The sequence below is a fragment of the Paenibacillus mangrovi genome (genome assembly GCF_022898935.1).
Classification (GTDB): Bacteria; Bacillota; Bacilli; order Paenibacillales; family Paenibacillaceae; genus Paenibacillus_AQ; species Paenibacillus_AQ mangrovi.
In genome coordinates this window covers 96,418-118,926 of record NZ_JALIRP010000012.1, presented here as the reverse complement: position 1 = coordinate 118,926, position 22,509 = coordinate 96,418, and the positions used below count along the sequence as shown (strand labels likewise).

The 22,509-nt window shown below is 47.1% G+C and carries 12 protein-coding genes; all 12 read left to right on the top strand.

Going from position 1 to position 22,509, the window contains the following annotated elements; all coding sequences use genetic code 11:
• Nucleotides 1-33: 33 nt before the first annotated feature.
• The 12 genes from MUG84_RS22980 (at nt 34) to MUG84_RS22930 (ending at nt 22,509) form a co-directional block, all read left to right on the top strand.
• The gene (locus MUG84_RS22980) at nt 34-2,034 is read left to right on the top strand and encodes an S-layer homology domain-containing protein (protein WP_244729378.1); all 2,001 of its coding nucleotides are present in this window, start codon (nt 34-36) and stop codon (nt 2,032-2,034) included.
• Nucleotides 2,027-8,200 carry a DUF6531 domain-containing protein gene (locus MUG84_RS22975; protein WP_244729375.1) on the top strand — a complete coding sequence of 2,058 codons (6,174 nt, stop codon included), beginning with the start codon at nt 2,027-2,029 and terminating at the stop codon, nt 8,198-8,200. The genes MUG84_RS22980 and MUG84_RS22975 overlap by 8 nt, the downstream gene beginning before the upstream one ends.
• Nucleotides 8,201-8,215: 15 nt before the next feature.
• Nucleotides 8,216-8,404 (top strand): hypothetical protein, encoded by a 189-nt coding sequence (locus tag MUG84_RS22970; protein WP_244729373.1) that lies wholly within the window; start codon nt 8,216-8,218, stop codon nt 8,402-8,404.
• A gap of 139 nt (nt 8,405-8,543) precedes the next feature.
• The gene (locus tag MUG84_RS22965; RefSeq protein ID WP_244729371.1) at nt 8,544-9,467 is read left to right on the top strand and encodes an RHS repeat-associated core domain-containing protein; all 924 of its coding nucleotides are present in this window, start codon (nt 8,544-8,546) and stop codon (nt 9,465-9,467) included.
• A 921-nt stretch (nt 9,468-10,388) separates the two neighbouring features.
• Nucleotides 10,389-11,015 (top strand): hypothetical protein, encoded by a 627-nt coding sequence (locus MUG84_RS22960; protein ID WP_244729369.1) that lies wholly within the window; start codon nt 10,389-10,391, stop codon nt 11,013-11,015.
• Nucleotides 11,016-11,689: 674 nt separating this feature from the next.
• Nucleotides 11,690-12,013, top strand: coding sequence for a helix-turn-helix domain-containing protein (locus MUG84_RS27700; protein WP_425313270.1), 324 nt, complete (start codon nt 11,690-11,692; stop codon nt 12,011-12,013).
• 557 nt (nt 12,014-12,570) lie between these two features.
• Nucleotides 12,571-13,578 (top strand): LacI family DNA-binding transcriptional regulator, encoded by a 1,008-nt coding sequence (locus MUG84_RS22955; RefSeq protein WP_244729367.1) that lies wholly within the window; start codon nt 12,571-12,573, stop codon nt 13,576-13,578.
• A 219-nt stretch (nt 13,579-13,797) separates the two neighbouring features.
• Nucleotides 13,798-15,075 (top strand): ABC transporter substrate-binding protein, encoded by a 1,278-nt coding sequence (locus MUG84_RS22950; protein ID WP_244729364.1) that lies wholly within the window; start codon nt 13,798-13,800, stop codon nt 15,073-15,075.
• A gap of 72 nt (nt 15,076-15,147) precedes the next feature.
• Nucleotides 15,148-16,014, top strand: a complete 867-nt coding sequence (locus tag MUG84_RS22945) for a carbohydrate ABC transporter permease (protein ID WP_244729362.1) — start codon at nt 15,148-15,150, stop codon at nt 16,012-16,014.
• Nucleotides 16,014-16,841 carry a carbohydrate ABC transporter permease gene (locus MUG84_RS22940; RefSeq protein ID WP_244729360.1) on the top strand — a complete coding sequence of 276 codons (828 nt, stop codon included), beginning with the start codon at nt 16,014-16,016 and terminating at the stop codon, nt 16,839-16,841. Before MUG84_RS22945 ends, MUG84_RS22940 begins: the two co-directional genes overlap by 1 nt.
• A gap of 32 nt (nt 16,842-16,873) precedes the next feature.
• Entirely contained in the window at nt 16,874-18,547 is a 1,674-nt protein-coding gene (locus tag MUG84_RS22935) for a glycoside hydrolase family 13 protein (protein ID WP_244729358.1), read from the top strand.
• Between the two features lie 44 nt (nt 18,548-18,591).
• On the top strand, nt 18,592-22,509 hold the full coding sequence (locus MUG84_RS22930; protein WP_244729356.1) for a glycoside hydrolase family 66 protein: 3,918 nt from the start codon (nt 18,592-18,594) through the stop codon (nt 22,507-22,509).

The following is a 22,509-nucleotide window of genomic DNA, read 5'->3' as shown; positions in this document are numbered from 1 at the left end:
GCTTGGTTTTTTGCTGTCCAAAGGAGGAAAAACATGAACAAAGCAACTAAAAAATGGATAATAGTCCTGCTTACGGCGGGATTGTTAGGGGGGGTGATCCCCGAAGGGCAGCTTGCTTCTGCAGAGACCGTCTATACCTATAAGGATGAAACTTCATCGTTGTCGATCGTCGGTAGCAACATCAAGATCGATGGCGAACACGTGGTGTGGCGTGGAAACAGTGGTAAACTCAGAGGTCAAATTTTTTATGGAAATACTAGAACCGGACAGACCCAGGCGATTACGACCCACGGAAAGATGACTGATTCGCCTAACGTCGGCATCAATGGAAAAGGGGAGGCAACCGTCGTCTGGATCGATAAACGGAATGACAGCGATGATGCCGTGAATTTGAATTGGGACGTATACAGCTACAATGTCAGTACGAAAAAAGAAACCAAGCTTAACCAAAACACAGGCCAGAACAGCACGCCGTCGATGGATGTCAATGATGTTGTCTGGCAGACCTTTCCATCCTATACAATGAGTCTGTATAATCTGGCAACCGGAACGTTAACAGACCTAGGCCTGGGGCGTGATCCTGTGGTCAAGAATGGACGTGTTATCTACAAGGGCGGAGAAGACGGAGATTTATACGAATATAGCATTGCCACAGGCAAGCATAGCAAAATTGTGGACCTGCCATATACCGAATATGTAGCACGTTTCGTTTATAACGGCGAAGAGGTTTTGTGGATGCAGAGCGACCTGGACGGAAGAGGGAAGTACACATACATAGATTTAAGCAGCAGTAATCCGAAGCCGGTAGATCTGACGAAGCCTGTGAAGCGTGGTCAGTACGAATATGTAGAAATGAGTATCTCTAACGGAACGGCTGTCTGGTTAGAAGCTTCCGGTGATACACCGATCATGCGCGCCGTGGACTTGAAGAGCGGCCAAACATACAGCTTGGGCTTGACGAAACCTACAGGATTCATAGGCTTTAATGGGGATAAGCTTGCATTCGTGAATAACGGGAAATTGGTTAGCCGTGAGATTATCCGAACAGAGAAGACGGATTCTCCGCCGGCAAGTGGCGGCACACAGACAGACTACACCGTGATTGGGCCGAGTGGAGGCGTCGCGGCAAAGGGACAAGCCGTCCGGCTCGAATTCGACCAGGGAACGTTTGAGTCCGATACCCGGGTAACGTTGGAAAAGATCAGCAACATCCATTCCGATCAGCTTCCGAAAGGCTTGTCCTGGACAGGCGTTGCGTGGAAGTGGACGGCCGATGCCAAGCTGATGAAGCCTGCTTCATTAACCTTTGAACTGGAGCAGTCCCTGAATAATGCTGACATGGCGAACCGTGCGGGCATTTACCGCTTTGATGAGAGCTCTGGTCGCTGGGTTTATTGTGGGGGAACGGTTGATGCATTATGGAAAACCGTGCACACCAAGGTTCAGGAGCCGGGATTGTACGGCATTTTCCTGTACTCGCCTTCCTTTAAGGATATAAACGGCCACTGGGCTAAAAAGGAAGTGGAAGTGCTGGCTTCGAGATGGATCGTAAACGGAATGGAAAATGGAGCGTTTGAACCTGGGCAACCGGTGACTCGCGCCCAATTTGCCAAGATGCTGGTTCAAGCCGCAGGGCTTGAAGTCAAGTCTACGGATCGTCATTCCTTCCACGACGTTCCTGCCGATCATTGGGCTGCCGATTGGGTAGAGCAGGCGGCGGCAGCAGGATGGATTAAAGGATATGAAGGCGGCTTATTCAAGCCAAGTGCTCCGATTACCCGGGCAGAGATGATGGTGATGCTGGCGAATGCGGCAGGCTTGCAGAAAGATGAACAGAGCGATTCACTCGCCGGATATAAGGATGCCGGGCTTGTCCGGGATTGGGCGAAGCCGTCCGTACAGGCAACGATCAAAAGCGGCTTGATCAAGGGGAATGGGGATCGTCTAAATCCGGGAGCAACATCGACACGAGCCGAGGCGGCGATGGTCATTTATCGATGGCTGGCGATGAAAGGGGAAGTGTTCAATGATTAAGACACTGAAGTCCAGAGGTCTTAAAGCCCGTTTGCACAGACTTGGAACTGTCGGTAAGACGCTGCTCGCATTCATCATTTTAATCGCAGGAATTCCCTTGGTTCCTTCTCAGCACTTGCCGAGAGCATTTGCGGAAACGTCGCTCCACCTTGATCCTGATTCGTTCAGCTCCGTATACGGGGGGCAGACGGAGGTCAATTTCAGGTTCGATAATCCTGATCCGAATGATGATACGCAGCAGTCGCATGAAACGATCATCAGTTTGGAACAAAACGGTTCTACCGTTGCCGTTCTGCACGAAGAAACCTATCCGACCCTGGTAAATAACAAGTATATATGGGACGGCAAAGTCAACGGGAAGCCGGTTGCGGAAGGCAATTACCAGATTAAAGTTACGCCGAAACGGTTCCCGAATAACGGCAAAGATGGCAAAGTCAAAATTATAAATCCCAATCCGCCGGCGCCGAAAGGTATGGAGATCGTGCCTGATCCGGCGAGTGAGGAACATGTCATTCGCGGGATCGCGGAAATCGGCACCAAAGTGGAGCTGAAGATGAAGCGGATCCGCCGGGTGGACAATAACACTACTGTAGATGATGGAACGGTTGAAACACTTGCCGCTAATATTCCGGTTCGTCCGATCACATCCGACTGGGCGAAAAAAATTGCGGTAGACAACACCTACTTTACCGATTTTCCTGAACGGGACGATAACAAGCCGGGGAAATACGTCGGCGAGTGGCAGATCAAGGTTAAGCTGCCTGTTTATGAAATCGCGGAAATTCAAGCCTTTGCAACAAGGGATCTGGACAAAAAGCGTTCGAATGCATCGGAGACGCTGAGTGTTCTGCGCTACAAGTCGCCTTCGTGGGGCGTCAATTGGGCGGTCGTCGCCAGCTATTATTATAACGTCATCATGAAGGACGCCATCGTTCAGAAGATCGCCGATATTGCCGATTTTAATGGCTTCCCCGTGGAGGATTGCAACGGCCAGGTCTGTTACGGCCCGATGGATAAGGATATCAATCTGCTCATATTGAATCCGCGGCAAGCCGGCGAGATCGGCAGGGATGATGATAGCAGGATTCGGGAGAAATTCGGTAGACGAAACGGATATCCTTTTGCCGCCGCATTCGATCCGATTAACCTATCCACAGGCGATTTCATTTTCAACCAAACGAATATCGATGTTCAGGCGCTTTTGCCACTCGACATGACGCTTACGTATCACAGTCGTGACAGGTATGACGGGGATTTCGGGGTTGGATGGCACCATACGTATGAACGGAAGTTGGAATTCCATGAGGGCGGGGTACTTTATGCCGTGTCTCCAGAGGGTGCAAGCTTCCGGTTCGAACCGGAAGGCGGCGGCCGCTATAAAGGCATGGAAGGTCAGTACGATACGCTCGTTAAAAATGCGGATGGTACCTTCACGCAGCAAACGCCGCAGAAGTGGACCTATACCTACCGGAAAGACGGCAAATTGTTCCGGATTACCGATGCCAATGGAAACACCATTCAGTTGTCATATACAGGCAGTCTACTTACCGAAGTCTCAACGGATGGAGCTAAGCTGTCGCTGACTTATGGGGACGGCGGCAAGGTCGTTCGGGTAACAGACCAGACAGGCCGCTATGCGGCTTATGAGTATGATGCCGTTAACCATGATCTTACGGCCATGATTCTTCCAGACGGTGCGCGGATTACGTATACGTATGATGAGAAGCACCGGATGACAGAGATTAACAATCCGAATAAAACGATGTCTCTCATTAACGAATATGACGACCAGGACCGGGTCGTTCGCCAGCGTGATTTTTCTGGAGCATGGGGAGATATCGAGTACTTCCCGGATGAGAAGAAGACGATCACAACCGATGCGCTAGGCCGCAAAACCGTGCACTTCTACGATGATCGTTACCGTAAAACGGCGACCACGTATCCGGATGGAACAACTGAACGCTTCCTTTACGATGCGAACGACAACATGATCCAGAAGACGGACCGCAACGGCAACGTATGGGAGTATATGTACGACGGCAGCGGCAACCTGATTCGGGCGAAGGATCCGGAAGGCTATCAGACCGAAATCCGGTACAATGCTTTCAATCTTCCGGAGGAAGTGGTTGACCCGCTGGGGAATAAAACGATGCTCGGTTATGACGGCAAAGGCAATCTGACGACTATAACCGATCCGCTTGGCGGCGTTTCGAAGATTGTGGTGAATGACCGCGGCATCGCGGAAGCGGTGGTGAACCCGAGTGGCGAAACGACGACAATAGAAAATGACCCGAACGGGTTTGCCCGTTATATGAAGGACCCGCTCGGCAACCGGGTGGAAATGGTCCGGGACCCTCTGCACCGGGTAACCGACATCATCGATGCGCTCGGACAGCGGACGAGCCTCGAATACGATCCGCGCGACCGGGTTACGAAACGAATCGACGCCTTGGGGCAGGTCGAACGTTACGAATATGACAAGGACAGCAACCTGACCGGCTATACCGATTCGGCGGGATCGAAGACAACATATGCGTATGACAGCTATGCCAGATTGTCCAAAGAAACCGACGCATTGGGGGGCGTAACCCGATACGAATATGATGCCATCGGCAACCTGATCAAAGTAACCGACCCGAAAGGGGCCGAGACGGCCTATGCATACGATGACAATAATCGGATCGCATCGGCAACCGATCCGGAGGGAAATGACAGCAAGTATGAATATGACGGCAACGGGAACCTGATTCGCCAGAGTGAAGCAAGCGGCGCGGAAACCCGGATCGAATACGATCGGCGAAACCTTCCGGTCCAGATCATGGATGCAGAAGGTGGCGTTACCCGATTCAGTTATGACGGTGCCGGACGGTTGACGCAGGAAACCGATCCGCTCGGGCATGCGGTGGTGTACACCTATGACCCATTGGGACAATTGACTGCGCAGACAGATGCTCTTGGACAAGTGACGGCCTATAGCTATGATGGTGCTGGACGTCTTATCCGCATGACTGCTCCTAATGGAGCGGAGTGGAAGATGGAGTACGACGCACGCGGTCTTCTCGTCAAGACGATTGATCCGCTCGGCTCGGTATCGACGATCGCGAGGGATGCGCTTGGACGGGTCGTCCAGTCTACCGATGAAGCAGGGAAAACGACGACTTATGCATATGATCCGCTAAACCGCGTTACCAAAATGGTCGATCCGCTGGGCCAAGCAACCCAGTTTGCCTACAATGCCCACGACCTGTTGACCGGTTTGACGGACGCCAAGGGACAATCAACGACCTATGCGTATGACCCGCTTGGACGGCTTACGCAAGTGACGAACTCCTTGGGCAATAAAACGGCTTATGCTTACGATTCTTTAGGCAACATCATCTCCAAGACGGACGCGCTCGGTCGCGTGACGGGGTACCAGTATAACCGGCGCAGCGACCTGATCCGGGAGATTGCTCCGGATCAGCGGATCACGGAGCTGGCGTATGACAGCGTCGGCAATGTTACGGGCATGACCTCTCCGGATGGGACCGTAACAAGCTACGCATATGATTTGCTCAGCCGTTTGACCGGAATCCAGTATCCGGATAGCAAACATGTCGGATACCAATATGATGCCGCAGGCCGTAGAACGCAGATGACGGACGACCTGGGCATGACGACGTATACCTATGACGCATTGAACCGGCTTATATCGGTCAGGGATCCGAATAAACGGACGATTCGCTATGAATGGACGCCTACCGGCCAGCGCAGCCGCGTTGAATACCCGGACGGAACATCCGTTAGCTACCAATACGACTTGCTTGACCGGATGACTTCCGTGACTGACGCGGCAGGCAGAACCACTTCCTATGAGTACGACGCCAGAGGCTTGCTTGTGTCCAAGCATCTTCCGACGCTCGGGGAAAGCAATTATCGGTATGACGATGCCGGTCAACTCGTGGATCTAACCCACCGGAATCAGTTCGGCAAGATTCTGGAGAAAATGTCGTATGCCTATGACCCGGCAGGGAACTTGATCCGGACAGAGCGTATGTCTGACGGCAATGACGAAGACGATGACGACACCAACGACAAAGAGAAACGGATCATTACCGATTACGCATACGACGCATTAAACCAGCTTGTTCAGGTGCAAAGACAGAACGAGGAAGCGGGGCTGCCGTCCATCACGAGCTACCAATATGACGTTGTTGGCAACCGGACGACAAAGAGCAGCAGTTGGGGCGACCTGGCGGACACGGAAAACTACACGTATGATGCGGCGGGCCGTTTGCTTCAGATGACGAGCGGCACCGAAATTAACAATTATCGTTATGACCCGCGGGGCAATCTGCTGGAGGTCATTCAGGAGCGCCTTCAGCTTCCGGATACACTAAAAACGGTTGCTGGGGCTACGTATGCAGATCCGACCGTCACAGCGAACGTTTATGATCAGCCGGCAGATGATCCAGCAGCAGGGCTTCCGATCCATGGACTAGATGCACCTCTTGGTTTGATGGATTCCGTCGGAAAATGGTCTGCTCCGGAAATGATCCAGCAATATGCATGGGATGGGGCTAACAGGCTGATCCGGCAAACGAACGAGCGCGGCGACGTCACTCAATACGCTTATGACGGCGACGGCAATCGGATGAAGATGACGATCGATTACGCCCATGGCGGCAAAGGACATGGGAATGGGAATGGTAATGGTAATGGTAATAACGGTAATAACGGAAATGGCAATAACGGAAATGGCAATAACGGAAATGGCAATAACGGAAATGGTAACAACGGCAACGGTAACGGGAAGGATAAATGCCATGTTGTACCACCAGGATTCATTCCCCCTGGATTAGCCAAAAAGTGCGGCCAGTACGATGAAGAATATCCGGATATGCATCCAGGCGGCCCTCGGGACGGCTGGGAGAAGCAGTATAAGAAGGAACATTGGGAGCTGAACTTTACCAATGACGTGAGTCTTGCGCTTCCGGAGCCGCTGCAGGTCGCAGAAACAGACGACAGTAAGTGGAAGCAGTCTTACGTATACGGAGCAGGCGGAGAACGGTTAAGCATGACGTATCTGCCGGCATATGACGATAATAATGGTTGGGAACCATCACCTGGCGAGGGTGGAGCCGAACCGGGCACACAGCCGAAGACGCTCTGGTATATGCAGGATGCACTCGGCAGTGTAATGGGGCTGGTAGAGAAAGACGGCCGCGTATCGGCACGCTACCACTACGACGAATTCGGCATCCCTCTGGACGACAAGAAGTTCGACCTGAACTGGCCGGGTCCGGATAATTTGTTTGGCTATACTGGTCTGGGATATGGTTACAATGACGGCCTGACATATGCGAGAGCTCGCTATTACCAGCCAGAGATTGGACGGTTTGTGAGTGAGGATACTTATAAAGGGCAATTGAGTAACACTCTAAGCCAGAATCTGTATGTGTATGTGGAGAATAATCCTTTAAGGTGGATTGATCCTAGTGGACATTACAAAGATAGCTTTGGAGCAGCACTACCTGTTCCGACAGATCCTGTCAAGGCTGCTGAGAAAATAAAGGAAGCCCAAGGAAATTGGTGGTATGCTCAACAAATGATAGATCGTATAGAATCAGGGAAAAGTACCGGCACTATATACAACAAAGTTGAATATTGGACAGCTTATCAAGAAAGTATGCACGGTTGGGCAAACAGAATAAGATCTGTAAATCATGTCGGAATTTCAGCCTATATAAAAGCTGAAGCTGGAGCATCAATATATGCTGGAGCCAAGATAGGAGTCGAAGTCAAAAATAATAAGATAAAACTATATTTCATTCCAAGTTATGGGCAAGCAGGTGCAAGTGCAACGGTTACCGGAGGGATTTCTTTAAACAACGACTTAGAAGGGAAAATGAGTAGTTGGACTATGAATGAAGGTGGTGCATTTGGAGCACTGTTTGTGGGAGAAGCAACATTACAACATGATACAAAATATGCAGAGTTACATTTAGGTGGAGGTATTGGTGCAGCAGCAGAAATATATTTCCTTCCACTATCTGTAGATAAGGAGTATGCGGCGTCATGGGATCTTCCGTTTAATTTAGGTGGTAAAGCCGGGATATTGCCTACATATAAGGGAGCACCTAATGCTCAAGAGTGGCTCAATATGCTCAATGGAGAAGGTTGGTAAAAAGGAGATGAATGTATGAGTTTAATTTCAATCGCTGGAATAATTGGGATTATTTTTGGCACCCTGCAAGTGTTATTTCCGAAAGGAATACTCAAATTGAAACCGCTTGGTGTGAAAACACCTGAAGCTGTAAGACAAGGTGGAGTGATCACATTTATTTTTGGAATTGTAATAATTCTATTTGATCTACTAGTACTAAATTAAAACTTGATAATCCCAATACCACAATGCGACTAACCCTCGCGTTGTGGTTTTTTTCATAAACACACCGCCGTTGGGGCGGCTTCTTGAAAGATCCCACCCAGCGCCGAATAGGTACATGTAGGATGCACTCGACAGTGTAATGGGGCTGGGAGAGAAAGACGACCGTGTATCGGCACGCTATCACTACGACGAATTCGGCATCCCGCTGGACGACAAGAAGTTCGACCTGAACAGGCCGGGACCGGATAATTTGTTTGGATATACCGGTTTGGGATATGGATACAATGACGGCCTGACATATGCGAGAGCCCGTTATTACCAGCCGGAGATTGGAAGGTTTATTAGTGAGGATACGTATAAGGGGACATTAGGAAGTCCGCAGAGTCAGAATAGATATACGTATGTGCATAATAATCCTCTCAAATGGATTGATCCAAGTGGGTATGTGGCTGTAAATCCTATAGTATGGGAATTAAATAAGCAATTAAATGATTTGAAGGGTGAATGGGCAAAGCAAAATAAAGCGGGTAATATAAAACTTAGGGATAAGGCTGAAGCTGATTCGAAGAAGTTGAGAGATGATTTTCTTAAGATAGCGGAGGGACTCAATCCTCTTGCTACTCAAGGGCTTCTCATGGATACTGATAGTATGTTGGTTTATCGCCCATATGAAGGTAAGGATGGTGGATATATGGAAATAGCGTTAGATAGTGCAGGGACAGTATATTATGAGGCAGATTTTATGAAGTACGATTATTATGAACAATTACATGTGGAATCAAAAGCCGAAAATGTAATGGGTTCACTTGCAAAAGCTGCTGCAGGTTATTTTGCTGGATATTATACTGGTAAGTTAGCAAAACGCCCTAACACAGAACATATCGTAGGAGTAGCGGGTGGTTGGGCGACTGACAAGTATATTCCTGGCTTGCCTGATGTAGGTGATAGAAAAACAATGATATATAGAACGAATAGAAAAACTGGGCAGACAGACCATATGATTATTAACACTAATTCCTACAATATTTTGGGATGGGAGAAATTATGGAGAGAATATAAATGAAAAAAATCAAGTACGTGGATGTCTTTTATTTCACTGTTTTTATTTTTATTTTCTTATTCTTTTTCCTAAACAATGATTGGGAGCACAGAACTGCGTTATTTATTTTAGTATGCGTCCTTTTTGGGGTGATAAAATATTCCCCCAAAAAATGGGTTGCAATCAACATTATCTTAGTTTTCGTATTATTTAAGATTATCGATATGTTACTAATTTCTAAATAGATGCTTTCTAGCCACATGCGAGTATATCAACTCCGTGTGGCTTTTCTTTATTCATAGCCCCACCCAGTGCCGAATGAATTGGGCGGCTGAATCTAATTAGGTATAACCCCCGTAAGACCAGTACAAGAAATTCTTAATTCTTTTGTACGCACAATAAGCTTGAAAAGTGTTACCTAAATAACGCTAAACCGTTACATCAAACAGGTTGATTATTGTCAGATACCACCATGATTGACTGTTTTTTGTTATCTTCGCTTTCTTGCGTTTTTTCTAATAAGAGCCGCAACAAAACAATACCCTACGGCGATAGAGAAGGTGAAAGGGTTGGAAAGCGCATCTTTTCGGATGAATAGCATGACAATTCATAGTAGCGGCGGCAAACTTGAAGGATTTTGATAATGTCCGCAACTGAATAGACCTTTACAACGATTATTACAGCGAAAGAAAGAACTCTGCTGACGAGCAGTTTACATAGAAGTTAGGACGGTACGGCTAGCCGTCCTCACGATTTTATTGAAAAAATTCAAAATTGAAAGGACGTATTTGCATGGCGAAAAATATTCAAGAAAGTATCCTCATATGATTAGTAAATGCTATGGCTTGAGCCGATATTAAAATTAGGCAATAATTCACATTCAGGTGGTAGAGGATCATTTTAGTTGAGATAATGAAAATTTAAACAATTCAAAGGGGGGCGAATATGCCAATATGGTTACGGCTTTTATTGATAGCAATAATAATATTTAGCGCTTCATCATTTGTTTGGTTTCTTCTAGGTTCAACAGCTTATTTACAACGGAATATGGATATTATTGGAACTACCGTATTTTGGGGTGGGGCTGTACCTGCTCTCTTGTTTGTTGGATTATTTATTATTCTGCTCATTAAAGGATGGACTCCGACGAGCGGAGGACAATATGTTGCGGTTTTCATTGGGCTGTTAATATCTATAATAATCTCAGCCGCACTGATTCAAAGTGTAAGCAAATACGGTTGGGCGAACGAAAAGATTGAAAGTGACACAGTCAAAGTTACGGCAGATAAAAAGCATGAATATCGAGTCGATTTAATCAATTTATTTCAAAGGAACAGTCATGCACGGCTCTATCTAAAAGATTTAGGCTCAGGAAAAGAAACCTTCATTCCTGTCGAAATTCAGACAAACAAGATTGTAGGACTTGGAGTAGAAAAGGTTAATCACTGGGTCATGCTTGAACCAACGGACACTGCATCTGAATATATTCTGTATACGACAGAAGAACTTGGCATACCTGAAGAGAAATTCAAAGTAGACATCTTAGCAGGAACATCAAGTAGAGTTAATTAAATTTCATCAACCACAATGCGATTAACCCTCTGTTGTGGTTTTTCTTTTCATCGGGACGGCGGCTTCCCGTATACCCCACCCAGTGCCGAATGAATTGGGCGGCTGAATCTAATTAGGTATAACCCCCGTAAGACCAGTACAAGAAATTCTTAATTCCTTTGTACGCACTTAAGCTTGAAAAGTGTTACCTAAATAACGCTAAACCGTTACATCAAACAGGTTGATTATTGTCAGATACCACCATGATTGACCTGTTTTTTGTTATCTTCGCTTTCTTGCGTTTTTTCTAATAAGAGCCGCAACAAAACAATACCCTACGGCGATAGAGAAGGTGAAAGGGTTGGAAATCGCATCTTTTCGGATGGATAGCACGACAATTCATAGTAGCGGCGGCAAACTTGAAGGATTTTGATAATGTCCGCAACTGAACAGACCTTTACAACGATTATTACAGTGAAAGAAAGAACTCTGCTGACGAGCAGTTTACATAGAAGTTGGGTATGGTACGGCTAGCCGTCCTCACGGTTTTATTGAAAAAATTCAAAAATTGAAAGGACGTATTTGCATGGCGAAAAATATTCAAGAAAAGATTGATAAAGCTATCATTGGACGAGAATTGGCACAGCTTTCATTGCACGTTCCAACAAAATAAATACTACATTCCGTATCCTCATATGATTAGAAAATGCTATGGCTTGAGCATGAATGAACGAGGGGTGTTGCTTGATATTCTCAGTCATTTAGGGGAAAACGAGGAAGCCTTTCCCTCTCAAGAAGCCATTGCATGCAATTTGGGAATTAGTGAATCTACAGTAAAATCAGCTATCACTTCGCTTGAAGAAAAAAGGTTCATCAAAACGGTACGCAGAAGGGGGCAAGTCAATCGCTACAGAATTGACCAGTTGGAGGGTAATCCTTATTTGGTACTCTCTGAAAACGTTCATTTCTTCTTGAGACTTATCCCGATATCGCATATGAAACCATACTTGAACTGCTAGACGAAATTAGGCAGAGGCTTTGGGAAGATAAAGGAATCAAGACATCCTTGCCGATTTATTCTGATTTCCAGTACTATGCAAATATTTACTGCGAAAGCATTGGTTTTGAAGACGGAGATGAATGTGATTGGGATGAGTACCTTGATTCCGAGGACGAAGATGACTTCACTCAAGGACAATAATTACGGCACTCGAAGGTGAAATTAAACTATGGGACAGTTCAATTTCACTGTCAGGATAATGAATTATCGTCTTCGAGAGAGTTGTATATAGCCTCAGAATAATAAGAACTTAAAGAGGCTTAGTTAAAGAGATAGAGAGAAAGAGAGATTGGCAGACCACTGAGTTAAATTACCTAAGACCTTGAATGGCTTCGCCCTCTTTAAGAGGCGAAGCCATTAGTCGTTAACAACCCGAGCTTTAGTAGGAATACAATGCAGAAGATAAATTTTAAAAGCAGATATAAATTGCGTTGACAAAATTTTTGGCGGTCATTATACTCAATTACAAGTTAAACGTTTACGCTCTTTTAAATAGCAGTTAAAGAAGGTATGAACATGAATCCTCCGACAATCAAAGACGTAGCGAAAGCAGCGGATGTTTCTGTTGCCACGGTATCCCGGGTGCTTCACAATCTTGCCGGATACTCGGACCAAACGAAGCAGAAGGTGCTCAAGGCCGTAGAAGAACTAGGATATCAACCCAATGCGATTGCCCGGGGACTAATCAATAAACGCACTCAAACGATTGGTGTGCTTTTTCCTGATGTTTCGAGCAGTTTTTCATCGGATCTTCTCCATGGTATTGAGGATGTAGCCAATGATCGGGGATTTAGCGTTATCGTATGTAACACCGCTGAGGACGGTAAGAGAACGATGAAGTACTTGCAGGTTCTGAGAGAGAAGCAGGTGGACGGCATTGTGTTCACAAGCGAGTTTCTTAAGGAAGAGTACTATTTGGCGCTAAAAGAAATGAGAGTTCCCGTCGTGCTAGTGAACACGCAGTCCCATAAGCATATGATCCCGTATGTAAAGGTGGATGACCGGCAAGCTGCTTACCAGGCCACAGAATATCTTATTCAAAACGGGCATAGAGAAATCGCCATGATCAGTGATACCCCTGTAGACCGCATTGCCGGAATTCCCCGCATAGAGGGGTATAAGCAGGCACTTGCGGATAACGGCATCGAGTACAACGAAGCAAGAGTTGCATATGGCGATTTCGGATTGGAAAGTGGACGGAAAGCTATAGAGAAGCTTCTAGCGGAAGCCCCGCCATTTACGGCGTTGTTTGCGGCAAGCGATGAAATGGCCATCGGAGCGATGGGCGTCGCACTTGAAAGAGGGATCAGAATCCCAGATGATATATCGATTATCGGATATGATGATTTAAGTATTTCAAGAATGATTTACCCTCCGCTGACGACGATTCATCAGCCGCTTACCGCTATGGGCCGTCTTGCTTCCGAAAAGCTGATTGCATTGATAGAGGACTCTTCGGAAGTATCAAGCACCATCGTGAATCATCAGCTCGTAGAGAGAAAAACCGTTCGACCAAGGCCTTGAAAAAGGCTGATTTTTTCGAGTTTTAGGTAAACGTTTACTATCACGATTATCCAAGTTTCGAATGGAACGTAATAATAATCTCCGGAGTTTTGTTGTTAACGTAGTTAATTACTTGGGGGAGGTGATGAAGCGGTGTCCGATCGGGGGACATTTCATAGCACTAAAAAGTAAACGTTTACTCTATTTCTGGAATAATCACTACATTGGAGGGTCAATGCGATGAAAAAGACAATTTCATTCATGCTTGTCAGCTTATTATTTGTTATGGCTTTGGCAGGCTGCGGAGGCGGCACGAAAGATACAAACTCGGAACCAGCTGCTTCCGGCGGCGGAGATTCCAAACCGGCTGGAGAGAAGGTCAAGCTGGAGTTTTTTCAAAATAAACCTGAAGCCAAAGCCTCCTTCGATGAGCTCGTCAAAAAGTTTAATGAAGCGAATCCCAATATCACCATCACACAAGTCAATCCGCCAGATGCTGAAACCGTTCTCAAAACCCGCGTAGCAAAAAAAGACGTGCCGGACATCATTGGTCTGGGTGCAACCGATACATACGCTCAGCTCGCGAAAAGCGGCTTGTTCGAGGATCTATCGGGGAATTCTCTGAAGGATAATATCCAACCTGCTTACCTGAACATGCTGAACAAGTTAACCGGATCTGAGACTGTATACGGCATTCCGTTCACGGCTAACGCCAGCGGCGTCATCTACAACAAAAAGATGTTCGACGAGCTTGGCCTAACCATTCCGAAAACATGGGATGAGCTGCTGGCAACAGCGCAGAAGGTGAAGGACGCAGGCAAAACAGCCTTTTACCTGACGGTCAAGGATTCCTGGACCACGATGGTTCCGTTTAACTCCTTGTCGACCGATATTCTGGGCATCGATTTCTATGCAGAACGTGCGGGAGGAAAAGTGAAGTTCGACAGCCCCGAGTTCCGTGAAGTTGCAGAGAAACAGCTGAAGCTGCTTGATTATGGCGAAAAAGATTTGTATGGAAAAGGCTACAATGACGGCAACACCGCCTTTGCCAAAGGTGAATCCGCGATGTATTTGCAGGGAGTATGGGCCATTCCAGAAATTCTGAAGGCGAATCCGGACGCAGAGCTGGGTGTGTTCCCGTTCCCGGCAACGAATGATGAAGCTAGAAATAAGGTCATTTCCGGCGTGGATACCCTCCTGGCCATTTCTAAAAACACAAAGCATCCTGAAGAAGCCAAGAAATTCATCGAGTTCCTGCTGCAGCCTGAAAATGTTCAAGCGTTTATTGATGAGCAAAAAGCTTTCTCCGCTGTAAAAGGCGTAAACCAGTCGGATGCCATCGTTCAAGGATTTAACGGAGCTTTCGAGAGCGGTGCAATCGAGGATTTCTCGGATCACTATATTCCAGGGGCCGTCAAAGCCGACACCATCATTCAAGGCTTCCTGCAAAAGAAAGATATCGATGCTTACGTGAAGCAGTTTGACAAGGAATGGGATAAAGTCGCAGCACGCAAGTAAGCGGGACGAGGAATGCGAAGAGCGAAGGGAGCGTCCGCGCGCTCTCTTCGCCATTCAAGAAGGGGGATCCTTATGGCCAAAAGAAAAGCAGCGTTCTACAGCATGACCATACCGGCCTTGCTCCTGTTTTTCGCTTTTCATACCTTTCCCACGCTGCAGGGGATTTTCTATTCCTTTACCAACTGGGACGGCTACAGCGATGGATATGATTTCGTCGGTTTTAAGAATTTTGCGGCGCTGTTTCAAGACGAGAATGTACTTAATGCTTATTTGTTCACGTTTAAGTACGCCATCGTTGTAACGATTTTGATTAACGTCATTAGCCTGCTGATTGCGCTTGGTCTCAATGCTCGCATCAAGTTCCGCAATTTCTTCCGCGGCGTGTATTTTCTGCCGAATGTTCTGGGCGTGCTGATCGTGGGTTATATTTTCAATTACATCTTTGCCAATGCGATTCCGAAGCTTGGAGAAATGCTTGGAAGCGAGACGCTCGCGATCAATATTTTGGGAAGCGAACAATGGGCCTGGATCGGCATCGTCATCGTGGCTGTTTGGCAGGGGATCGCTTTTAACACCATTTTGTACTTGGCTGGCCTTCAAACGATTCCGCGGGATCTCTACGAAGCTTCGGATATCGATGGAGCCGGCAAATGGCAGACATTCTGGTCCATTACTTTTCCGATGCTTGCCGCATTCTTTACGATCAACATGGTGCTTGCCATGAAAAATTCACTCATGGTATTCGACCAGATTGTCGCCTTAACCGGCGGCGGACCAGGGCGGGCGACGCAATCCATTGCCATGCTCATTTATCAAGGCGGCTTCCAGGGCGGGGAATTTGCTTATCAATCGGCCAATGCCGTCATCTATTTTATCGTGATTGTCGTGATTTCGGTGTTCCAGCTTAAATTTTTGCAGAAGAGGGAGATGGATGCGTAATGACTAAAAAGCGTTCCACGAATTGGTTTATAACCATCCTCATTACTCTGGGCTCTCTTCTGATTCTGTTTCCTTTGTACATGACGGTTTCGATTGCGCTTAAAAATCCGGAAGAGATGGCGGAATCGATCTTTTCGCTGCCGACAGGACTTCACTTTGACAATTTTACACGTGCGATTGAAGCGACGGATTTTTTCTCAGCTTTTAAAAACAGCGTGGTCATCACCGTCATTGCCGTATGCTTTATCCTGTTAACCAATTCGCTGGTGTCCTACGCCGTGGCGCGAAATATGAACCATAAGTTCTTTAAGGGACTTTATTTTTACTTTATCAGCGCCATGTTCATTCCGTTTCAGATCATTATGCTTCCGGTCGTCAAGCTGACCACGGATCTTCATATGAACAATATTCCGGGCCTGATTATTTTGTATATCGTCTATGGACTTGCTTTTAATATATTCGTGTATGTCGGCTATATCCGCTCGATTCCGATTGAGCTTGAGGAGGCGGCGACGGTGGACGGAGCGTCCACATACGGTACCTTTTGGCGTATTATTTTCCCACTGCTCGCACCGATTAACGCTACCGTTGCCATCTTAAGCTGTCTTTCGACCTGGAATGACTTCATGCTTCCGCTCATTATTTTGAGCAAGCCGGAGTCTTACACACTGCCTTTGGTGCAGTATGTTTTTCAAGGTCAATTCAGCACGGACTATAACCTTGCATTCGCATCATATTTGCTAGCGCTCGCCCCAATGGTCATCGTATATTTGGTCGCCCAGAAATGGATCATTAACGGCATTACCCAAGGTGCGGTGAAATCATAATCTGATAGAAATATAGAGATAGGAGAAAAACAATGAAAAAAACGTGGTGGAAAGAAAGCGTTGTGTATCAGATTTACCCCCGGAGTTTTCAGGACAGCAACGGAGATGGGATCGGCGATATTCCCGGAATTATTTCAAGGCTGGACTATCTGCAGAAGCTTGGGGTGGATGTGATCTGGCTGTGCCCGGTATATGAGTCGCCAAACGATGATAACGGCTATGATATCAGCAATTATCAAGGGATTATGGATGACTTCGGCACGATTGAGGATTGGGAGGAGCTGCTTGAAGGCCTGCACCAACGGGGCATGAAGCTCATTATGGATCTGGTCGTCAACCACAGCTCGGATGAACATGCATGGTTCGTGGAATCCCGCAAATCGAAGGATAATCCTTACCGTGATTACTATATATGGAGAGACAGCAAAAACGGCGGGGAGCCGAACAACTGGGCCTCTTTTTTCAGCGGATCGGCATGGAAGCGGGATGAGACAACGGGTCAATATTTTCTGCATCTCTTCTCATCCAAACAGCCTGATCTGAACTGGGAAAATGACAAGGTACGCCGCGAGGTGTACGACATGATGACCTGGTGGCTCGATAAAGGCATTGACGGCTTCCGGATGGATGTCATTAACTTGATTAGCAAGATTCCGGAACTGCCCGATGCGGCAGGTGACGGTAAATATAACTTCGGCGGCGAGCACTTTATGAACGGTCCGCGCATTCATGAATTTTTGCAGGAGATGAACCGTGAAGTGTTATCGAAGTACGATGTGATGACCGTCGGGGAAACACCTTGTGTGACGCCTGAAGAGGCTTCCCTTTATGTACGGGAGGATCGGGGCGAATTAAGTATGGTATTTCAGTTTGAACTCATGGACATTGATGCGGGACCCGGGGGAAAGTGGAATGTGACCCCTTGGAAGCTGATTGATTTCAAACGCATTATGAGCAAATGGCAAGTTGAGCTTGACGGAAAAGGCTGGAACAGCCTCTTCTTAAACAATCATGATCAGCCCCGGATGGTATCAAGGTTCGGGAACGATGGCGCATACCGCAAGGAATCAGCGAAAATGCTGGCGACTCTGCTGCATACGCTGCAGGGGACGCCTTATATATATCAGGGCGAAGAGCTTGGCATGACTAATGTAAAATTTGCATCGATGGATGATTATCGAGATATCGAGACCATCAATATGTTCAATGAGTATCTGGAATCCGGACGTAGCGAGGCCGATATTATGGCGTCGATTTACAGCAAGGGCCGGGATAACGCCCGTACTCCGATGCAGTGGGATGGAAAAGCTCACAGCGGCTTCACGACAGGAACGCCTTGGCTGCAGGTGAACCCGAATTATACAGAGATCAATGTGAAGGAATCCCTTGAAGATCCCGATTCTATCTTTCATTACTACCGTCGTCTGATCGAGCTCCGCAAGCAGCATGAAGTGATCGTTTACGGCCATTATGAACTTCTTCTGGAAGAAGATGAGCATATCTATGCTTATACCCGTACGCTCGAAGACGAACGGCTGCTTGTTATTCTCAATTTCGATGAAGAGCCTGTAACCTTTGAGCTTCCGGAAACGGTAGTGTACGAATCGGCAGAAGTGCTCATTGGCAATTATGTTTTGCCTGCTGGCGCTTCAGTGCGCAGAATGGAGCTTCGCCCCTATGAAGCGCAAGTGCTGAAGTTAAAGTAAAAAAACCTGAGTCCACGACAAAAATGAATGGTAAGGAGGCTATTATGAGTAAACGAAAGAAGAAAGCGATCTTCATTCGTGCGTTGGCTGCTATGTTGGTCATCCAAGGGGCTTTTCCGGTGTATGCAGAGTATACGGGTAAAGCAAACGTCATCCAGGCGGCAAGCACTGAGGAGAGACAACCACAACGAACTCAATTGCAAATGCTTACTGTTGACAAGGCAAGATACGCTCCGGGAGAAGAGGTCACGTTGAACTTCAAGTTCAAGGATGATCAGGACTGGAGCGGTGTACTGAATGTAGAGATTTACCAATTAAATGAGCTGGTCGCCAAAGGCAAAAAGCCGGTCGCCGTCATGAAGAGACAAGGCGAATTACAGGTCAAATGGGCACCGCCCAAAAAGGACTTTACCGGATATTTGGTCAAGGCATGGCTGTCAGGGGCATCTGACGGAGATTTCGTAACCGCTGCCATAGATGTGTCCAGTGACTGGAAGCACTTCCCGAGATACGGCTATGTCAGTGAATTTCCAAATGAGACAGCGGAGCAAAGCGATGCTAAGCTCAAGCAATTATCTCAAGAATATTATTTGAACGGCTACCAGTTTTATGACTGGATGTGGCGGCATGATGTCTCTGTATATTCAAAGACGGATGAGCATGGAAAGCCGCTGAAGGATGCGGAAGGCAACTTTATTACCGAGGATATCCATGCCGACTCCCATTACATAGACCTGCTCGGTCGTACGCTCTATCCCATGTCCATCAAGCAGCAGGTTTCGGCGGCACAGAAGTACGGTTCGGCTGCAATGGCTTACCAGATGAACTATGCAGCGCGCGAGAATTACGAAGACTTTGGTGTCAGTCCCCAGTGGGGCCTGTACAACAAGGCTCAACTCGATCCGAGTCATCCACAGAAGGACCAGAACGGGTTCAGCTTTAACGTAAACGGCAAAACAACTTCCCTGTTCCTGCAGGATCCAGGCAACAAACTGTGGCAGAACTATATTACGAAGCAGTTTGACCGCTCCATTAATGTGTTTGGCTTTAACGGCATCCATCTGGATCAATGGGGAGCCAGTGACAATAGCTTTTTATATGATTTTAACGGCAATAAACGTTATTATTCCCTTGATTATGACAAGCTGATTAATTCCACTAAGGACTCGCTGCTCGCCAACAATCCTGATAAAAGTGATGTCACCTTCAATATGGTAGGCGGCAATGCGGAATACAGTGCTGTTCCGAACCCGAACACCAAAACGGATTTTGATTACAGCGAAATCTGGCAGGACCGCAACCATTACCAGGACGTTCAAAAGGTGGTAGAGGATACCCGTGAGAAGAATGGCGGGAAAGCCATGGTTATTGCCGGCTATATGAACTACAAACAGGCAACAGGCGTAACGACGAACGGAACGGAGGCGAAGGATGTACCAGCAGCGCTAGACTATCAGTCTAGAATTTCTAAGGCTTTTGGCTGGGTCGGTAACTTTGGCCGCAAAGACACGGATTCGGTCACATTTACTGTGGACGCTCCTGCAGACGGAACCTATAACCTGGTTCTGAATTATGGGCAGGGCAACGGCTCCGGTTATCCGGAAGGCAAGTTAACAGTAAATAGCGAGATTGTCGGGCCTTCCATTCCGTTTAATGCCAATACGGGCTGGGGCAATCCAACAGCTCAGTATACCGTCAGTGCTAAGCTTAAAAAGGGTGAGAATAAAGTTAAGCTCACGCTGAACACAAACAATTTATGGCTGAATCTGGCTAGTCTGGATGTAGAAGGCGGTACGATCCATGATCGCTATGAGGCGGTAGAAGCGGAGCTTGAGACCGTGATCGTGGATCAATATAGTCACGTGTATTATTTTGATACCAAAGACGATACGGTGACATTCCATGTTCATGTACCGGAAGAGGGCGATTATCCGCTGGGATTCAGCTACGCGTCGGACTGGCAGTCCATAAATAGGGAGATCATAGTCAATCAAGATAAGCAGGGTGAGGCGGTTTTCCCAGGTTTAGGGACGTGGGATAAGTTCACCCGGCAAGACAACATGGCTAATGTGCATTTGAAGGCTGGAGAGAATACAATCACGCTCAAGGCAAGGGCAGATGATCTGGGAATCAAGCTGCAGTATATGACTGTTGGGGAGAAAAAATATTATGCCCTTTATGCAGACATTCCGCAGACCAACAGTATCAAGTATAACGAGAGTAAAACAGATAATTTCGGTCAGCAAGGCCAATCCGTTACTTATGATGTGTATGCGGATCATGATGTGAATGAGATTACGGTGCTTTATCACGGGGATAATGATCCGGTCATGTCAGTACAGGTTGATGGTTCCACGGCTGAGCAGGCTCAGCATGTCACATTCCCCAAAACACCGGGCGGATGGAGCGGATCCATGCAGCCAAAGGTTCTTCCTGTAAATCTGCCTGTTGGGCATCATCAGATCACCTTAACGATGGAGTCCAGCGGACAATACATCAATCTTGGCGGGCTTCTGGTCGACGGATATGAATATAGCACGGGGAGTGCCAAAGTAACAGGCGGCGCGGTTCCGGTCATTGGCTATGCCTCAGATTTCAATAATGCCAATGACCGGATAGCATTCAATGTAAAAGCACCCGCTGCTGGCCATTATGATTTGAAGTGGGTTTATCAAAATGATGCTTCTGAGCAAAGAACCGTGACACGCAGCGTGTACGTTGGCGACGGCGATGGAACCATGGTCAGCTTTGCGCCAACGGCAGGCACCGAGTGGGGTGAAGCAACGCTTAGCGGAGTCCAACTGGAGGAAGGCTCTAACCGGATCGTCATTAAGATGACGGATGGCACCGACAGCGGGATCAAGCTGGATAAGTTGATGGTTGTTTCTTCAGATCAGCAAGATGGCATTATTCGAAGTTACGAAGCCGAAAGCACCGAGACGAAAGCTTCATTTTCCTTGTATAAGGATACGGTTATAAATTTTAATCAAGTAGGGCAGCAGGTAACTTACCCTGTAACGATCCCGCAGTCTGGGGAACAAAGCCTGATCTTTACTTACTCCAATCCCGGTGGCTCAACGTCCCGCTCCGTCTATATTGACGGTGAGCGTGCCAAGAATGAGAACGGCCAGAATTTGAAAATACATTTTGACGGCACGGGAGACAGCAATACGTATAGCGAAGATGGTTATGTCATTATTCCGCATATGACGGCTGGAGAACATACGGTCACGTTAAAAATGGAAGAGGATGATTGGCCAGGAACGATTCAGCTCCGTGCAGTAACAGTAGGCTATTTTGACGGGGCGTCCGTACGGCTCATGGATGCAGCGCTGGCTGCGATGGGGGCAACGCATATTGAACTCGGAACGGCTGAGAAGTTCGAAGAAGGTCCGAATATGCTCGCCCACGAGTACTATCCGAACCGCAGTAAAAAGATGACAGAGAGCACCAAGGAAGCGATGAAGAATTATTATAAATTTTTTGCCGCTTACGAAAATCTCCTGTTTGATAGCAAAACGAACAAGGATATTATTCCGAGCGTTAAGAATGCCGAAGGCCAGGACATACCATTAAGCCAAAACGGTTCAGAGAATACCCTATGGTATACAGTTCGTAAGAACACGGAAAATGAAGGCTTTAAATCTTATGACGTAATTCATTTGGTTAATCTGCTGAATAATGATTCGAACTGGAGAAATGCAGCCAATAAACCCGTTCAGCAGTATCACTTGAAAGTAGATTATCCGATTGGCCTGAATAAAAAAGATGCGTCCAAATTGAAAGTATATGCGGCAACTCCGGATCAAGCCGAGGGTGCGATGCAAGAGCTCAAATATTACTGGAACGGGGATCATATTGTGATTGATGTTCCTTCTTTGGAGTATTGGACGATGCTGATTGTTGACCGCAGTCCTGAGCAAGGGAAGGTACAGAAGCTATTTTCAGGCGGAACTCCGTAA